Here is a 16,530-nt window from a genome sequence, read left to right on the forward strand (position 1 = left end):
CAATTGACGGCCACCGCCACGCCATGAATATCCTCCTCTCCCGTTTCCGCCTGCTGCTCGCTGCCACCCTTGCGACCCTCTCGTGGGCCGCTCATGCGCAGCTCTCGATCGAAATCACGGGCGCGGGTGCAACGCGGTTTCCGGTCGCCATTCCGCTCTTCGAGAACGAAGGATCCCTGCCGCGGGGCATCACGGATGTGGTCCGCGCGGACCTGGAGCGCAGCGGCCTGTTCAGCCTCATCGACATGGGTCTCGTCGCGATGCCCGCAACCGCGGTGCCCGATCTCGCCGGCGTACGCGCTCGCGGCGCCGACGCAGTGCTTGCGGGGAGCCTCTACCCGCAAGCCGACGGGCGCTACGACGTGCGCTTCCGGTTGTTCGACACCCAGAAGCAGACCGAACTGGGCGGACTGTCGCTGCGCATGACTCCGGCGCAGAACCGCGCGACGGCGCATCGCATTGCCGACTTCGTGTACGAAAAGCTCACCGGCCAGCCGGGCTACTTCGCGACCCGCATCGCCTATGTCGTGAAGAGCGGCCCGCGCTACGAACTGCAGATCGCCGACGCCGACGGAATGAACGCGCAAACCGCGCTCGCGTCGCGCGAACCGATCATCTCGCCGGCCTGGGCGCCGGACGGCCAGCGGCTCGCCTACGTGTCGTTCGAGGCCAAGAAGCCCGTCGTGTATGTGCATACGCTGGCAACGGGCCAGCGCCAGGTCGTCGCGAATTTCAAGGGCTCGAACTCGGCGCCGACGTGGGCCCCCGACGGTCAGCGGCTCGCAGTCGTGCTGACGAAGGACGGCCAGTCCCAGCTGTACGTCCTCAACGCGGACGGCTCCGGCCTGCGCCGGATGGCGACCTCATCGGGAATCGACACCGAACCGGCCTGGTCGCCCGACGGAGAATGGATCTATTTCAGTTCCGATCGCGGCGGCAGCGCCCAGATCTACCGGATTCCGGCAACGGGCGGCAGTGCCCAGCGGGTGACTTTCGAAGGCAATTACAACGTGACGCCGCGCCTCTCCCCGGACGGCCGCAGCCTCGCCTTCATCACCCGCAACAACGGACGCTTTCAGGTCGCGGTGATGGACCTCGCGACCCGACAGACCACGATCCTCACCGACTCGTCACGCGACGAGTCACCCAGCTTCGCTCCCAACGGCCGCATGATCCTGTACGCCTCAGAAAGTGGCGGACGCGGAGTCCTCGCGGCAGTGTCGTCCGACGGCCGGGTGAAACAGCGTCTTTCGGTGCAGGCGGCCGATGTGCGCGAACCCTCATGGGGACCGCTCACTAGGTAAAACCACTGCTGTTCGTCTCATTACAAGGAAAATTCATGAAGAAATTCGTTCTGCCCGCACTGCTCGTCGCATTGCTGGCCGGTTGCAGCAGCACCGGGACTTTCGACCAGGCAGGCGGCACCGCTGTCGAAGACCGCTCGACGGGCGCCCCCGGCGTGGCCACGGTCACCGCACCGAGCATGGAGGGTTCGGGCATCGCCGCCCTGACCGACCCGAACAATATCCTGTCGAAACGCAGCGTGTTCTTCGACTTCGACCAGTTCGTCATCAAGCCCGAAGCTCGTCCGCTGATCGAGGCCCATGCACGTTTCCTCGTGCAGAACCCGCAGATGAAGATGCTGATCCAGGGCAACACCGACGAACTCGGCAGCCGTGAATACAACCTCGCGCTGGGCCAGAAGCGGGCCGACGCGGTGCGCCAGGCGCTGACGCTGCTGGGCGCGAAGGAATCGCAGATCGAGTCGGTCAGCCTCGGCGAAGAAAAACCGCGTTGCGGCGAAAGCAATGAATCGTGCTTCGCGCAGAACCGCCGCGGCGACATGCTGTATTCGGGCGAGTTCTGATGAAACGCCTCCTGCCGCTGGCAATGCTTGCCGCATTGTCGTCGATGGGGCCCGCGCAGGCGGGTCTTTTCACCGACGACGGGGCGCGGCGCGCGATATCCGACATGCGGATGGAATTGAACGGCCGCCTCGAGCGGCTGGAGGCGAGCAGCCGCGGGCAGCTCGAACTGGCGAGCCAGAACGAGCTGCTGAAGGCCGAGATTTCCCGGTTGCACGGTCAACTCGAAGTCCTGCTGCACGAAGTCGAATCACTCAAGCAGCGCCAGCGCGATTTCTATGTCGACCTCGACACTCGCGTGCGCCAGATCGAAAGCAGCCGCACCGCGTCCGCCACCACCACGGCGCCGAACGCCCCCCCGCCCGATCCTGCAGCCGAATCGGCGCAGTACGAGGCCGCGCTGAATCTCCTCAAGGAGGGCCGGTACAAGGACGCACTGACCGGTTTCGAGCAGTTCATCAGGGAGCACCCGCAAAGCACCTTCCTCCCCGGCGCGCACTTCTGGGCCGGTAACGCCGCGCTACAGGCCAAGGAAGTCGCCGCGGCAAGCACCTACTTCAACACCGTCCTCAAAACCTGGCCGCAGGACGCCGCCGCGCCGGACGCGATGCTCGGCCTGGCAAACAGCCAGCAAGCACTGGGCGATGCGAAGACCTCGCAGGAAACACTGAAAAAACTTGTCGAGCGGTTTCCCGACAGTTCCGCCGCGCAGGCGGCCCGTCAGCGGCTCGGCGTAAAGCGTTAAACGGTTCCACGATGCAGCAGGCAAGCGACAGCCACGACGTGAAGGTGCGGATCACCGAGATCTTCGCGTCACTCCAGGGAGAATCGACGCGAGTCGGCCTGCCCACCGTTTTCGTGCGGCTGACCGGATGTCCGCTGCGCTGTGTGTGGTGCGATACCGAGTACGCGTTCCAGGGTGGCGAGAGCCGCAGCATCGCGCCGATCGTCGAAGAGGTCCTCGGGCACGGCGTCGAACACGTCTGCGTCACCGGAGGCGAACCGCTCGCGCAGAAAGGCTGCCTCGCACTACTGGCCGCGTTGTGCGATGCCGGTTTTTCGGTGTCACTCGAAACGAGCGGCGCGCTGGACATCGCCGTCGTCGACCCGCGCGTGTCGCGTGTCATGGACCTGAAAGCACCCGGCTCCGGCGAGGTCGCGCGCAATCGCTGGGACAACCTCGCGCACCTGAACGAGCGCGACGAAGTGAAGATCGTCCTCGCCGACCTACGCGACTACGAGTGGGCCATCCAATGCCTCGCCGAACATCAGCTGGCGCAGCGCTGCACGGTCCTGCTTTCGCCCGTACAGGGGAAACTCGATCCCGCGCAGCTCGCCGAATGGATCGTGCGCGACCGCCTCCCCGTGCGCTTCCAGCTTCAGCTGCACAAGATTCTCTGGAACGACGCCCGCGGGCGATAGCGCGGACGCCGGCTGATGGGTCGCAGCCTCCTGTGCTGTGGGTGGGGCGATCCACGGTCCGGCGCGCCGCATTCCTCCCAACCGCTCGATGAGAACCTTCATCATGACTGAACCGAAACGCGCCATCGTGCTGCTCTCCGGTGGCCTGGACTCCGCAACCTGCCTCGCGATCGCCCGCGAGGCGGGCTTCGATTGCTACGCGCTGTCGATCGCATACGGGCAGCGCCACACCGCCGAACTGGCCGCGGCACGGCGCGTCGCGCAGAGCCTCGGCGCCCGCGAGCACCGGCTCGCTCACGTCAGCCTCGGCGAATTCGGCGGCTCGGCCCTGACGGATTCGTCAATTCCGGTGCCGATCGAAGGCGCGGTCGGCGGCATCCCCGTCACCTATGTGCCGGCACGCAACACCGTGATGTTGTCGATCGCGCTCGCGTGGGCGGAAGTCCTCGGCGCCCACGACATCTACGTCGGCGTCAACGCCGTCGACTACTCCGGCTACCCGGACTGCCGCCCGGAATTCATAGCGGCCTTCGAGGCAATGGCCAACCTCGCCACCAAGGCGGGCACCGAAGGCGCACGCATCACGATCCACGCACCGCTGATCCAGCTGTCGAAAGCCGGCATCATCCAGCGGGGAACCGCACTCGGCGTCGACTACGCCCAGACCGTCTCATGCTACCAAGCCGATGACGCCGGTCGCGCCTGCGGCGTGTGCGACGCATGCCGCCTGCGCAAAGCCGGATTCGAAGCTGCGGGCATACCCGATCCGACCCCCTACCAGTAGCCTGGCTGCGTCACAGGACTGTGCATTCCGGCCATGACTCCCGCATACGGCCTGCGCCCGATCGGGGTTGATGAGCAGCGCGACCCTTTCCACGCACCCCAGCAACATATCGCCTCGCGAAAATCGCAACCGAGAAAAGGGGGGGTGATCATCTTTATCATGCTTTATCAGCGATAACTTGACGCGCCCGGCAGCATTCCCTAGAATCGCAATCCTTCTGGGTTTGGGTCGTTAGCTCAGCTGGTAGAGCAGCGGACTTTTAATCCGTTGGTCGCAGGTTCGAATCCCGCACGGCCTACCAAAAAACACAGAACCGGGGGGTATAGCTCAGTTGGTAGAGCAGCTGACTCTTAATCAGTAGGTCGTAGGTTCGAATCCTACTGCCCCCACCAACAGATTCAAGCACTTAGGCCAGTTCTCGCGGACTGGCCTTTTGCTTTCTGGTCGTCGTGTAGCCACGGTGTAGCCAAATCCGGCAGGTGTAGCCGGGCGAGCCCCACAAACGAAAAACCCGGCGCGCGGCCGGGTCGGAGGTAGGGGGCGGGTCAAATCCTCAGGCGCTCAGGGATCGTTACCGCCGGGTTCCATCGCTTCGCACAGCCGCGAAATGCGGCGGTTTTTCAACGGACCGTCTTGGCTACTTGGCGGGCGTGCTTTGCGTCAGATAGGCGACAATCTCCGCCGGCTTCGCGCCTTGGGCCTTCAGGCGGGCCACATCGGCCAGCAGGCGGTTTTTGACCAGTTCCTCGTGTGCGAGTGCTTCGGCATGCGCCCGTCGGTTCAGGGCGCTTGCAATGGGTCGGGGAAGGTTCTGCATGATGCTGTTCTCCTGCGCGTGCGAGCGGATGTGCGCTCGGGAATTTTCCGGGTTAGGACTTGCATGGCTGGAACCAGCCGGTAACAGGGGGCGAAGTGCCAGAGATTCGATGCCCCCTACCCGTGTCCGGCCAGCTTGCTTGGATGTCGTCATGCCTGCCTGCTCCCACTTTGAATCTTCTGCTTGCGGCGATTCAGATCGTCCAGCCAGTCGCCCACGGTCGGCGGAATGCACACCTCCACCTCGAAGCCCTTGAGTGACAGCCGGTGCGCGGCGGCATAGGCGGCTTTCTGTCCGGCGAAGTTGGCGTCGTGGTCCGCAAAGATGACGATCTCCCGGACACCTTCCGGCGGCTCGAAGCTCTCGATGCCGGCAGTGCTGATGCAGGACCATGTGGGCACCTCGAACAGCTCGGATGCGGCAAGCGCAGTCTCGATGCCTTCGGCAATGCCCAGCACTTCGGAAACGGGCGTCAGGCGGATCGCAGCGCCGGCAAGTGGCAATCCCTGCATTAGCTTCTTCGGAGCGGCCACAGGCGCTTTCCGGGCGTCGTGAAGATATGTCCGATGCAAGCTGCGCGCTTTCCCGTCCGGCCCGGTCACGAGCGACACCATCGCCGGAAACATGCCGCTCGTTTCGTCGTCGCGGTAGTGCAGGGCGGGATGCAGGCGGATGGACTCGGGCAGGTCGTACAGCGCCAACCCCCGCCCAGCCAAGTAGCGATGTGCTTCATCCCCGCACTGGATCGGTGCCGACTCGCGGAATACCCGGCGTAGGGCGTCGAGTTTGTCGTCGTCGCTGCGCTCGGGGGTGCGGGTGACGGGCTGCACCACGCCTGCAAGCTGCTCGATGCGCCGCGCGGTTTCCACGAACGACAGGTCGGTGATGCCCATCGCAAGTTGCACGCCGTCGCCCGGGCGGCAGCCGGAACAGAAGTAGGTTCCTCGCCCATCCTTGTCATCGAAGCGAAAGCGATCCTTGCCACCGCACAAGGGGCAGGCGCAGTGCTTGCCGCTCAGGGTGCGCTCGTCGAGCCCCAGCGCCAGCAGGATGCCGCGCCACCGGCCTTTTGCGATCTGGCGCACGTCGAGTCTCTCAGACATTCGCGCGACCCTCCTGCGCCTTCTCGCGGCCCTTGAGGTAGGCGATGCGCTGTGACTTCAGCCAGCCTTCGATTTCCGGGGTCGGCGTCGCAGTCACTTCCCGCAGTCCGCGCGGCCACACGCCGAACATCGCGCGGTACTGGTTGCCTACCCATCCGGGCTTGTGCCCTTTCTTGCGGCAGATGTGCAGCAGTTGCGAATAGACATGCTGCTTGCGGTCCGGGGTCGCCGGCTTCTTGACCTTGCGATCGATCTTCACGAGTTCGCCCTCTGCGACCTCCACATCGTTCAGGCGTTGCGGCGCGAATCCGCAGGACGGGCAGGCATGCACGCCGGCCGGGCGGACGAACTTGCAGCTCGGGCAGGCTTTCGGCTCGGATGGCTTGCGCTCCTCCTTCTTGCGGGTGGATGCGTTCGCCTTGCCGTCGTCGAGTTCGAGGGGTAGATCGTCGGTCGCAAACCCCAGACGCAATACCGTCCCGCTGTGATCCAGCAGCACGGCGCGTTCCTTGCCCGGATGCGGCCTCAGCACGCGGCCCACCATTTGAATGTAGCGAATCAGGCTCTTGGTCGGGCGGGCGAGGATCATGCACTCGGTCGCCGGGCAGTCCCAGCCTTCGGCCAACAATCCCACGTTCGACAGGATCATGGTTTCACCGCGCGCGAAGCGATCCAGCACGGCGGCGCGCTCGTCGTCGTCGAAGTGGTAGTCGATATGCTCGGCGGCGATGCCGGCCCGGACGAACTCGGCGACGATGTGTTGCGAGTGCGCAATGCTCGTAGCGAACGCCACCGTCTGTTTCCCGCGCGCCAGCTTGAACCAGTGCGACACGATGTCGCCCACGAGAGCGGGCGTATCGACCGCCTCCGCGAGTTGCGTCTCGCTGTAGTCGAGTTCGCCACCGATGCCGCGCTGTGTCCGCACGCCGGTCAAATCAGGATCGGACGGGGCGTAGCACTCCACGTCGACCAGATTGCCGAGTTCGACCAGCTCGCGGATCGTCGCGCCGATGACAAGCTCCTCGAACAGCGGCCCCCGGAGTTCGTCGTAGTGCCTGCCCATCCCCGGACTGAACGGCGTAGCAGACAGACCGATGACGGGAACGCGGTTGTACCGGAACAGCAGGTCGCGGTACTTCTTCGATCCTGCGACCGCGTGCGCCTCGTCGATGATGAGGAGTCCCACATCGTCCGGGATGCCGCGCACGGCGATGGTGTCGATCGAGCACACCAGCACATGCGCGTGAAGATGGCGGGTGTTGTCACCTTGCAGGATGCCGTGCGCGATGCCGGCGCGGGTCAGGTGCGCGGATGCCTGCGCCACCAGTTGCTTCCTGTTGGCGATGAACAGCACTCGCTTTCCCTTGGCGACAGCTCCGCGAATCATGGCCTCGGCTGAAACCGTCTTGCCTCCACCGGTCGGCAGGTAGAGTGCCACCCTCCTAACCCCCCGGGCCAAGGCAGAGCGTGTCTCGTGAAGCGCCCTTTCCTGATACGGGCGTAGCTGGGTCGGGGCGGTCATGCCGCTTCCCCTATGCCCAAGCCACGTTCCGCGATCCGAACATCGTCCTCGAAGTCGCCTGAAACAAACTTGCTTGCCTTGGCCCGGGGCTTTGGTTTTTGGGCTTGGGGGGTTGGTTTTTGGCCGTTGCGGTTCTCTTTATTATTTAGGATCGGATTCGGACTCCGATTGCGATCCGATTCGGACTCCGATTCGGATACCTTTTTGCACTGTCCCCATCGTGCCGCGTTGGCCTTCTTGCCGGCCTGCGAAGCTCGATTGACGGCGTGGTAAGCCTGCTCCAGTTCGTCGTTCCAGTCCTCGCGCTGCCATTCGCCGTGCATCACGATGAACAGCGGCTCGATATCCCGGCGCAGCTTCTTCCACTCTGCCGGCGTCGTGCCGGTGATGCGTGTCAGTGCGTGGTTGTCGTCGGGGATGGGGCCCGTCCTCCACAGGTGCATCTTGAGCAGCAGCAATGCACCGCAGGCGGCGGCGGGGTTCGGCATGTTGAATACTTCGCGCTGCCATGCCGAAATATCCACCAGCAGGCGCAAGGGCGGCGTGATCTTGCTCATGCGAGCCACCCCAGCACAGTCGCCACCAGCGCGGCCACGGCCGGCGTGGAGACTGCCAGCAAGCCCATCAGGTGCGGCGCAATGAACCCTCGCTGCCCATGTGCTGCGATGCCTGCACGAGTCGGCGGGTCTTGGGGATCGATCCGGTACTCCGCGATGACGCGGCCATGAAAGGCGATGTCCTTGGACAGGACCGCCCATCCGTCATCGATCAATTCGTCGACATATGCGGCCAACCTCCACGAATGCGGGAACGTCGGCTGCGACACCGGGCCGGCGATGAGCGCGGCAAGCGCCTTGGCCTTGACGGTTCCGGCCTTCGGCAGGATCGGCGCACGGAATGCCGGGTTCAGTTCCGGGAAAAGGTCGGCGGAGGTAGAATGGCGCTTGTCGACGGCGCTCGGGACTGCGGTATGGGTTCCGGGCGTTTTCATGTCAAACGCCCTCGCCAGATGCGAGTGCATCAACCTTCGCTGCATCCCACAGTAGACGGCCCCCCGGAAGCTTGGCGGGGCGAATGCCATGGAAATGGCCCTTGAGGCACAGTTCGCGGCGCAGGGTTTGAGGCTGATACCGCACGACGGCGGCGGCCTCGGAAGTCGTATAACGGCGGGGGGTGTTGATTTGCATGGCACTCACTCCTTTTCAACGAGTGGTGCCACTTTGCTAAGCCGCTCTCACGGGTTCGCTAACCCATGATTGTCAGCCGTTGCGCTTCTTGCGCTCCTCGCTGGCGACAGTGCAGAACCGCGCGTAGCTCATGTTCATGTGGGGGCCAGCTTTCGGACCCTCGATATACCGTCCGGCTCGGTTGTCAAAAACCTGCCATCCCCTTGGCGGCTTCGCCTCGATGGCTTTCCAGAGGTCAGGATTCTTCAGTTCCGGCGACTTCGCCAGCAGTTTGGCGATTGCCTTGCGAACTGGCCCGGGCGTGTTTGGCTTTCTGCCGCGTTTGAATTTCACGCCTATTCGTGCTGCATCCAACATCCCGGCAGCCCGGCAGGCCATGTGCAATCCGCGCAAATGGGCCTCCATAAGTGCGATGTTTTTTCCGATGTATGCCTGCAATCCGTCGTGACGCATCCCGCGTAACAGATCAATCGTCTCTTCTGGCAGCGTTACACCGTGCAGCCCGTCAATGAAGTCATCTACGGCTTCAATCGGATAGTCAAACTGCGACATGCACACAAATTCGGCGTCGTCTTGGTCGAGATAGCGCCAGATTCCGTTTTCATTTACGCGGTTAGCTCTGCTTTCTGTCATCGTTCGCGCTCCATCGTGCGCACCATCGGAAAAGGTGCCGCGCCAGCCGGGCGATGGTGTCCCGGTTTTCCCTCCGTCGAGGTAGGCGCGGCATTGATCTGTCAGGCGCTCAGGGCCTCGATGACAGCGGCCGGATTGCGCTCGATGACGTTCAGCAGCACGAGTGCGGGGCCGTGTGGCGTGCGATCGCCTCGCTCCCAATGACGAAGGGTTGCAGTCGAGAAGCCGAAGCGGGCGGCGAACTGCTCCTGTGTCATGCCCACCTTGGCGCGTAATGCCTTCACGTCCACCGGGCGCGGCCGGTGAATGCGGGTTGCCGGGGCGCGGCCTTCGGCGTGATCGATGGCCTCCATCAAACCGCGCTTGATGCTTTCGAATGCGGTGCTCATGCTCGTTTCCCTCTCCATGCTTTGACCAGTAGCGTCGTCAATCCCGCCAGTTCGTTGCGCTCCGCCTTGCTCAGGTTGGCCCGGTCGCCCTTGGCGAACAGCGTCAGCAGGTACAGCGGCATGGCGTCGTCGTGGAAGTAGTAGATGACGCGAACGCCCCCGCTCTTGCCCTGCCCACCGCGCCGCCAGCGCAATTTGCGCACGCCTCCCGTGCCTTCCATTAGATCGCCGTCCTTCGGGTGCTCGGCCAGATAGCGGATGATGTCTTGCCGCTCTTCGGCGCTCAGCAGCTTGTCGGCGGTGCGGATGTACTCGGGCAGCTCGGCAACGGTTTGCATGGGTAAGAGTGTAATCCATTGGAACAGTTCAGGCACTGCGCAGGGTAACCACGTTCCCGGCCGGTTTCTCGCCTTTCTCGATGGCGTCGAGCCTCGCCTCCCACGCCACGAGTGCGGTGCGCTTCTCGTCGGTGTAGCTGTGCCGGTCGTAGTGCGTGGCTTGCACTCCGCTGATCCCATGCGAAAGCAACTGCGCCCGCGTGTCGCGCGATATGCCCATGCCGGCGAGCATCGTCTCGCAGGTGCGGCGGATGTCGCGCAGATCGAACGGCTCGCCCTTCATGGCGGCGCTGATTTCGGCCACGCGCTTGCCCGGTGTCGTGAAGGTCATCGCCACCTTGCCGTGCGTCGAGAAGAGCCACCTGCCGCCCACGTCGCCGGGGACTTCGCCGGCTGCTTCGGCGCGCTTCTGCTCGCGCTTCTTGGCCCGGGCCACCAGACCAGCAGCGAGTGCGGCGGCTTTCGGTGCCAGCGGTAGCAGATGCTCGCGTGCGCTCTGTCGCTTGCCCTTCCCATCCCACAGGCGAAGCGTTGCCGTGTCGGTGTCGAAGTCGCTCACCTTGGCGCGCAGCAGTTGCGCCATGCGTTGCCCCCCAGCCAGAAGCGCCAGCCGCAAGGCTTGGTCGGGCAACTCGTCCCCAAGGGCGTTGAGGTAGGCGCGCAGCTCGTCGGCGGACAGGGTGCGGTTTCCGGCCTGCACGGCGATGGCGGGAATGTTGTCGACCGGGTTGTGCTCGACACCGAAGGCGATTAGATCGGCAGGCATCGCGGAATCGAACGGCGCACGCTTGGCGGCGTTGTACGCGGCAGACAGGTAGCTGCGCAGTATCCCGGCGGCGCGCTCCTTGCCGGCCTCGCGCACCTTGCGCACCATCGCGGCGATCTGGTGCGAGGTCACTTCGCGGGCCGGGGCGGCGGCAATCGCTTCATGGGTGAAAACGTGGCACTTGAAGGCGGAACGGGTCGCTGCGGCGCTCTTGTCCTTGCCAGTGCGTTCGAGATGGCCCGTGTAGGCGTCGCACAGCGCGCGAAGGGTGTAGCGGCTCCGTTCGTCGGCGGTGCGCTTGGCGGCCTCTTGCGCGGCCTTGGCGGCGGCTTTCGCTTCGGCCTCCTTCCGGTCGAGTTCTCGTGGATCGGTGCCGGATTCGACCAGCACTTGCAGCCGGTTCGCTTCTGCGCGGGCGTCGTCGAGGTTCCACGCGCGCACGTCGCCTATCGTGCGGCGGATGGTTTGCCGGTTCATCTTCGCTTCGAAGATGTAGGACTTCGCGCCAGCGGTCGCACGCACGGCAAGGCGGGGCGCTACGGTGTCCCACAGGAAGGCTTGCTTCGTCCCGTCCGGGCAAGCGAAGCGGCGGATGCGGTCGGGGGTCAGGCGTTCGCGCTGCATGATATGTCCTCTGGGTTCTGGCTACACGGGGTAGCCGGCCTCTGATGACACCTGAGAATCTGGCTACATCGCTTCCCGTGTAGCCACGGTGTAGCCAGATTCTATCAACATCCATGCATGCGAATCAACGTTCTGACTCGTGTAGCATCAGTAAAAACAGTAACTTGAGCGATTGTGCATGTTGAACGGGATTGCTCGAAATACACGAAAATTGTGACTCTTAATCAGTAGGTCGTAGGTTCGAATCCTACTGCCCCCACCAGCAGATTCAAGCACTTAGGCCAGTTCTCGCGGACTGGCCTTTTTGTTGGCTGTCTTGCGGCGGCGGCACAGGCCGGCTCCGCCAGCTGCCGCACCCGGCACGTCCCCGGAGAACCCGCTCGATGCGTGCCCGATGCGCCACGAACTCGCTTACGGGAACGTGCCGCGGTGCTTCTTCTCCATGTCTTCGGTCTTGTGCTCGGGCGTCACGCCCATGCGCTGCTGATTTTCGCGCTGCTTTTCCTTGTCGCTCCGGGCATCCTCACCCTGCGTGCCGGGCTTCGGAGGGTTCGCCGCGGAGGACTGGGGATTGTCGGCTGTGTCCGACTTGCGCGTGTGAGGTTCGGCCATTTCTGCTTCCTCCTGTCTATGCTCCCCCGATTCCTTCAATGGCTACGCCGGTGCCGCCACACTCGCCGCAAGGTTTGCCGTCGATAACTCCGGTTCCCTTACAGGCGCGACAGGTGTTCTCGCCGGTTCAGGGAGTTCCGGGAGGTGCCTGGTCGCCGGGATGAGTCTCGGGTCGAGCCGGTTCGGTGTCCATCGCTTGCTGGGATCAGTCCGAATTCGACGGGACGCAAAGAGGCCGGTTCCGGTGCGTACATGCCGTTACATCGCTGCCACGGGCGGGAAACATGACCGGAGCAGGCGCACGGCCTGCGGTCTTTACAGCCAGTCCACGTTCGACGAGAACAGGTAGCCGGCGCCGTACACGGTCTTGATCAACTTGGGGTGAAGCGGGTTTTCTTCGAGTCGCTTGCGCAGCCGCGAGATGCGCAGGTCGATGCTGCGGTCGAGCGCCGCGACGTCGCGCCCGCCGAGGAGTTGCTCGCGGGTGAGGATCTGGTTGGGACGCTGGAGCAACGCGCCCAGCAGCCGGGCTTCGGCCATGCTCAGCGTCTCGGTTTCGCCGCCGGGCGAAGTGAGGGCGTTGTTGCCCGGCTCGAAGCGCCAGCCGGCGAATTCGGCGATGCGCACGCCGTTCGCTGCCGCATCGGCGGCAAGCGGTTCGCGATAGCGCCGCAGGATGCTGCGCACCCGGGCGATGAATTCGCGCGGCTCGAACGGCTTGACCATGTAGTCGTCGGCCCCCAGTTCCAGCCCCGTCACGCGGTCATGGGTGTCGCCGCGGCCAGTGACGATCAGCAGGCCGAAGCCGTGGCGGGAGCGGACATGGCTGAGGATGTCGAGGCCGTCCATGTCGGGCAGACCGAGGTCGAGGACGCACAAGCGCGGAGGGTCGGAATCAAGTCGTCGCAGGAAATCCGCACCGGTCGCGAAAAATTGCGCCTCGAAGCCGAATTTCTCGAGCGTCTGCGCCATCAGCCGGGCGACCGCAGGGTCGTCCTCGACGACGTGGATCGTTTCTTTCGGCTTGTTCAGCACGGCACGGACTCCGCAATTCGGTCAGCGACAGATTGCGTCCAGCATAGCCGACAGTCTCTCCTTGCTGAAGGGCTTCGCGAGCAGCGGGACGCCGAGATCTTTGGTGATCGCATCGGCCCTATCCACGTAGCCGCTCATCAGGATCACGGGGAGGCCCGGACGAAAGCGGCGAATGAAGCGCGTCAGCCCGCACCCGTCGAGCCCGCCGGGCATCACGACGTCCGACAGCACGAGCGAGATGGCCGTCACGTTCTCGACGATGTCGGCCGCTTCCTGGCCGCTTTCGGCCTCCAGCACCGAACAGCCGAGCGCGGCCAGCTGCTTGCGCACGACGGTGCGTACCTCGGGGTCGTCCTCGACGAGCAGCACCAGCTGTCCCGCAAGATGCGTCCCGCGTGCCGCGGCGCGGCCCGCCTCCCCGGCTGCTGCAGGACTCGCGACGGTGCGCGGCAGCAACAGCGCGACCGCGGTGCCGCAGGCCTGGCGGCTGCGGATGCGTACCGCTCCGCCCGACTGGCACGCGAAGCCATAGACCATCGGCAGGCCCAGCCCGCTGCCCATGCCGAAACGCTTCGTCGTGAAGAAAGGTTCGAACACGTGCGCGAGCGTCGTCGCATCCATCCCGGTGCCGGTATCGCGGACCGTCACCTGCACGTAGTCGCCCGGGGGAATATCCAGCTCCGCAGCGGCGCCCGCCTCGAGCGTCTCGACTGCGGACTCGATGCGCAGCTCCCCGCCATCGGGCATCGCGTCGCGTGCGTTGAGGGCAAGGTTGAGCAGCGCGCTCTCGAGCTGGTGTGCGTCGGTCATCGCAACCAGTTCGGCATTGCGGCTCGATGTGTGCAGCGCGATGGTTTCGGGCAGCGAGCGCCGGATCAGCTTCGCCATGCCCAGAATCAGCTCGTTGACTTCGACCGGGCGCGGCGCAAGCGGCTGCTGGCGCGAGAACGCCAGCAGCCGCTCGATCAACTGCGCGCCACCTTGCGCGGCCTGCATCGCCGGGGCGACGAATTCCTCGATCGCGGCGTCGTCCGGGCGCGCTTCCCGCAGGCCCGCGAGATTGCCCATGACGACGGTCAGCATGTTGTTGAAGTCGTGCGCGAGCCCGCCGCTCAACTGGCCGATCGCCTCCATCTTCTGCGCCTGCGCGAGCGCGCGCTGCGTCCGGCGCTGCTCGGTGATGTCCACCGCGTGCACGTAGCAGCCGAGCACTTCGCCGGCGGCGCCGATGTCGGGCACCAGGGTGCTGCGCGCGTGCAGCGTGCGCCCTGCCACATCGCTCATCGTGTATTCGTAGGTGACCTGCTCGCCGCCCAGCGCCCGGCCCAGCGGCTCGCGCACTGCGTCGAAAACCTCCGCGGGCACGACGTCCACGATCCGGCGCCCGACAACTTGGTTGCTTTCCCGTCCGAACCATATCGCGTACGCCTTGTTCGCGTAGCGATACGTCCAGCTGTCGTCGAAATAGGCGATATGCGCCGGAATTGCATCCATGATGTCGCGCAGGCGCCGGTTCTCGGCGGTCCGGTCCCCGGGCTGCGCCGAAGGCCTGTCGTCCATGTCCATACCTTTTCCCGTCGCGCGCCGCGATTGCCGCACGGCGCTTCATCCCTGTTCCGCCTGATTCTAGCGCCCGTCCCGACGCCGCCGGAGCGACGACAAGATTGAGTACATTTGCGCGCAATTTGCGACAAGGTTTGTTGCGATGCTTGATCGTGTCCGCTCACGTTCGCCGCTTGCGTGGGTCCGTCGGAACGATCGCCCCAGGAGGAATAATTGTCGAATAGCCCATATGCCCAAGGTCTGGCAAAGAACACCGCGAACTACGTCCCGCTGTCGCCGCTGAGCTTCATCGAGCGCTCGGCCCAGGTGTACCCGCAGCGCACCGCGGTAATCCATGGCGCGCGCCGCTTCACCTGGCAGGAAACCTATGCGCGTTGCCGTCGTCTCGCGAGCGCGCTGGTGCAGCACGGCGTCGGCCGCGGCGATACGGTCGCGGTGATGCTGCCGAACGTCCCGGCGATGTTCGAAGTGCACTTCGGCGTGCCGATGATCGGCGCGGTGCTCAACACCCTCAACACCCGCCTCGACCCGGAAGCCATCGCCTTCATGCTCGCGCACGGCGAAGCGAAAGTGCTGATCACCGACCCCGAGTTCGCGTCGCTCGTCAGGCCCGCGCTGGAGCGGTTCGACGGGCCCAAGCCGCTCGTCATCGATGCGCTCGACGCCGAATACCCGGGCACCGACCGCCTCGGCGCGATCGAGTACGAAGAATTCCTCGCCGCCGGCGACGCCGAGTTCGCCTGGAGCCTGCCGCCCGACGAATGGGATGCGATCGCGCTGAACTACACGTCCGGCACCACCGGCAACCCGAAGGGCGTCGTCTATCACCATCGCGGCGCGTACCTCAACGCGGCGTCGAACATCATCAGCTGGGGCATGCCGCAGCATGCGGTGTATCTGTGGACGCTGCCGATGTTCCACTGCAACGGCTGGTGCTTCCCGTGGACGATGGCCGCAAACGCCGGCATCAACGTGTGCCTGCGCAAGGTCGATGTCGCGCTGATCTACGAGCTGATCCGCACGTACAAGGTCAGCCATTTCTGCGGCGCGCCGATCGTGCACGGCATGCTGATCAACGCGCCCGAAGGCATGCGCGACGGCATCACGCACAAGGTTTCGGCGCTGATCGCCGGCGCTGCGCCACCGGCCGCGATCATCGAAGGCATGGAGCGCATCGGTTTCGACATCACGCACGTCTACGGGCTGACCGAAACCTATGGCCCGGCGTCGGTATGTGCGAAGCACCCGTCGTGGGACGAACTGCCGATCGACCGCCGCGCCGAGCGCAACGGCCGCCAGGGCGTGCGTTACCACATGCAAGAAGCGATTGCGGTGCTCGACCCCGAAACGATGGAGCCGGTGCCGGCCGACGGCGAGACGATGGGTGAGATCATGTTCCGCGGCAACCTCGTCATGAAGGGCTACCTGAAGAACGAGAAGGCGAGCGACGAGGCCTTCGCCGGAGGCTGGTTCCACACCGGCGACCTCGCGGTGATGCACCCGGACGGCTACGTCAAGATCAAGGACCGCTCCAAGGACGTCATCATCTCGGGCGGCGAGAACATCTCGTCCCTCGAAGTCGAGGAAGCGCTGTACCGTCACCCGGCAGTGATGACGGCCGCGGTCGTCGCGAAGCCCGACGAGAAATGGGGCGAAGTGCCGGCGGCATACATCGAGGTCAAGGACGGCGCGGCGGTCACCGTCGACGACATCATCGCCCACTGCCGCGAGCACCTCGCCCGCTACAAGGTGCCCAAGCACATCGAGTTCTGCGTGCTGCCGAAGACCTCGACCGGCAAGATCCAGAAATTCGTGCTGCGCGAGCAGGCCAAATCGGCCTTGGCGATCGACTGATCGAGCTTCCGGAGGA

Annotated in this window: 19 protein-coding genes and 2 tRNA genes; 8 read left to right on the forward strand and 13 right to left on the reverse strand. The window is 64.7% G+C overall.

Features of this window, described 5'->3' with window-relative positions:
* Window positions 1–23: 23 nt before the first annotated feature.
* The 7 genes from tolB to pbN1_RS07630 all read left to right on the forward strand — a co-directional run bounded on the left by tolB (window position 24) and on the right by pbN1_RS07630 (window position 4,463).
* On the forward strand, window positions 24–1,304 hold the full coding sequence (gene tolB / locus pbN1_RS07600; protein ID WP_169118635.1) for a Tol-Pal system beta propeller repeat protein TolB: 1,281 nt from the start codon (window positions 24–26) through the stop codon (window positions 1,302–1,304).
* Between the two features lie 35 nt (window positions 1,305–1,339).
* Window positions 1,340–1,867: a peptidoglycan-associated lipoprotein Pal gene (gene pal, locus pbN1_RS07605; protein ID WP_169202165.1), complete on the forward strand. Its 528-nt coding sequence runs from the start codon at window positions 1,340–1,342 to the stop codon at window positions 1,865–1,867.
* Window positions 1,867–2,610, forward strand: coding sequence for a tol-pal system protein YbgF (ybgF, locus tag pbN1_RS07610; RefSeq protein WP_169118633.1), 744 nt, complete (start codon window positions 1,867–1,869; stop codon window positions 2,608–2,610). Before pal ends, ybgF begins: the two co-directional genes overlap by 1 nt.
* Before the next feature lie 11 nt (window positions 2,611–2,621).
* Entirely contained in the window at window positions 2,622–3,287 is a 666-nt protein-coding gene (gene queE, locus pbN1_RS07615; RefSeq protein ID WP_169202166.1) for a 7-carboxy-7-deazaguanine synthase QueE, read from the forward strand.
* 103 nt (window positions 3,288–3,390) lie between these two features.
* The gene (queC, locus tag pbN1_RS07620; RefSeq protein ID WP_169202167.1) at window positions 3,391–4,071 is read left to right on the forward strand and encodes a 7-cyano-7-deazaguanine synthase QueC; all 681 of its coding nucleotides are present in this window, start codon (window positions 3,391–3,393) and stop codon (window positions 4,069–4,071) included.
* 225 nt (window positions 4,072–4,296) lie between these two features.
* Window positions 4,297–4,372 (forward strand) — tRNA-Lys (locus tag pbN1_RS07625).
* A 15-nt stretch (window positions 4,373–4,387) separates the two neighbouring features.
* A tRNA-Lys gene (locus tag pbN1_RS07630) sits at window positions 4,388–4,463 on the forward strand.
* Window positions 4,464–4,708: 245 nt separating this feature from the next.
* Here the strand turns inward: pbN1_RS07630 and pbN1_RS07635 are convergent.
* The 13 genes from pbN1_RS07635 to pbN1_RS07695 all read right to left on the reverse strand — a co-directional run bounded on the left by pbN1_RS07635 (window position 4,709) and on the right by pbN1_RS07695 (window position 14,657).
* Window positions 4,709–4,888 (reverse strand): hypothetical protein, encoded by a 180-nt coding sequence (locus pbN1_RS07635; protein WP_169202156.1) that lies wholly within the window; start codon window positions 4,886–4,888, stop codon window positions 4,709–4,711.
* A gap of 149 nt (window positions 4,889–5,037) precedes the next feature.
* On the reverse strand, window positions 5,038–5,991 hold the full coding sequence (locus pbN1_RS07640; RefSeq protein ID WP_169202168.1) for a DUF7146 domain-containing protein: 954 nt from the start codon (window positions 5,989–5,991) through the stop codon (window positions 5,038–5,040).
* Window positions 5,984–7,513, reverse strand: coding sequence for a DEAD/DEAH box helicase (locus tag pbN1_RS07645; RefSeq protein WP_169202169.1), 1,530 nt, complete (start codon window positions 7,511–7,513; stop codon window positions 5,984–5,986). The genes pbN1_RS07640 and pbN1_RS07645 overlap by 8 nt, the downstream gene beginning before the upstream one ends.
* Window positions 7,510–8,070 (reverse strand): DUF1376 domain-containing protein, encoded by a 561-nt coding sequence (locus tag pbN1_RS07650; RefSeq protein ID WP_169202170.1) that lies wholly within the window; start codon window positions 8,068–8,070, stop codon window positions 7,510–7,512. Before pbN1_RS07650 ends, pbN1_RS07645 begins: the two co-directional genes overlap by 4 nt.
* Entirely contained in the window at window positions 8,067–8,504 is a 438-nt protein-coding gene (locus pbN1_RS07655) for a hypothetical protein (RefSeq protein ID WP_210147693.1), read from the reverse strand. Before pbN1_RS07655 ends, pbN1_RS07650 begins: the two co-directional genes overlap by 4 nt.
* 1 nt (window position 8,505) lies before the next feature.
* Window positions 8,506–8,700, reverse strand: coding sequence for a hypothetical protein (locus tag pbN1_RS07660; RefSeq protein ID WP_169202172.1), 195 nt, complete (start codon window positions 8,698–8,700; stop codon window positions 8,506–8,508).
* Window positions 8,701–8,772: 72 nt separating this feature from the next.
* The gene (locus pbN1_RS07665; RefSeq protein ID WP_169202173.1) at window positions 8,773–9,333 is read right to left on the reverse strand and encodes a hypothetical protein; all 561 of its coding nucleotides are present in this window, start codon (window positions 9,331–9,333) and stop codon (window positions 8,773–8,775) included.
* A gap of 101 nt (window positions 9,334–9,434) precedes the next feature.
* Window positions 9,435–9,722 carry a helix-turn-helix domain-containing protein gene (locus pbN1_RS07670; RefSeq protein WP_169202174.1) on the reverse strand — a complete coding sequence of 96 codons (288 nt, stop codon included), beginning with the start codon at window positions 9,720–9,722 and terminating at the stop codon, window positions 9,435–9,437.
* Window positions 9,719–10,060, reverse strand: a complete 342-nt coding sequence (locus tag pbN1_RS07675) for a type II toxin-antitoxin system RelE/ParE family toxin (RefSeq protein WP_041645992.1) — start codon at window positions 10,058–10,060, stop codon at window positions 9,719–9,721. Before pbN1_RS07675 ends, pbN1_RS07670 begins: the two co-directional genes overlap by 4 nt.
* A 28-nt stretch (window positions 10,061–10,088) precedes the next feature.
* Window positions 10,089–11,450: an integrase family protein gene (locus pbN1_RS07680; protein WP_169202175.1), complete on the reverse strand. Its 1,362-nt coding sequence runs from the start codon at window positions 11,448–11,450 to the stop codon at window positions 10,089–10,091.
* A 411-nt stretch (window positions 11,451–11,861) separates the two neighbouring features.
* Window positions 11,862–12,062 (reverse strand): hypothetical protein, encoded by a 201-nt coding sequence (locus tag pbN1_RS07685; RefSeq protein ID WP_053420442.1) that lies wholly within the window; start codon window positions 12,060–12,062, stop codon window positions 11,862–11,864.
* Between the two features lie 315 nt (window positions 12,063–12,377).
* Window positions 12,378–13,097: a response regulator transcription factor gene (locus pbN1_RS07690; RefSeq protein ID WP_169202176.1), complete on the reverse strand. Its 720-nt coding sequence runs from the start codon at window positions 13,095–13,097 to the stop codon at window positions 12,378–12,380.
* A 21-nt stretch (window positions 13,098–13,118) separates the two neighbouring features.
* A complete protein-coding gene (locus pbN1_RS07695) occupies window positions 13,119–14,657 on the reverse strand; it encodes a PAS domain-containing sensor histidine kinase (RefSeq protein WP_244857201.1) in 1,539 nt (512 codons plus the stop codon).
* 216 nt (window positions 14,658–14,873) lie between these two features.
* Here pbN1_RS07695 and pbN1_RS07700 point away from each other — a divergent pair, with 216 nt between their 5' ends.
* Complete coding sequence (locus pbN1_RS07700; protein WP_169202178.1) at window positions 14,874–16,514, forward strand: acyl-CoA synthetase; 1,641 nt, start codon at window positions 14,874–14,876, stop codon at window positions 16,512–16,514.
* Window positions 16,515–16,530: the final 16 nt, after the last annotated feature.

It is taken from the genome of Aromatoleum bremense (genome assembly GCF_017894365.1).
Lineage (GTDB): Bacteria > Pseudomonadota > Gammaproteobacteria > Burkholderiales > Rhodocyclaceae > Aromatoleum > Aromatoleum bremense.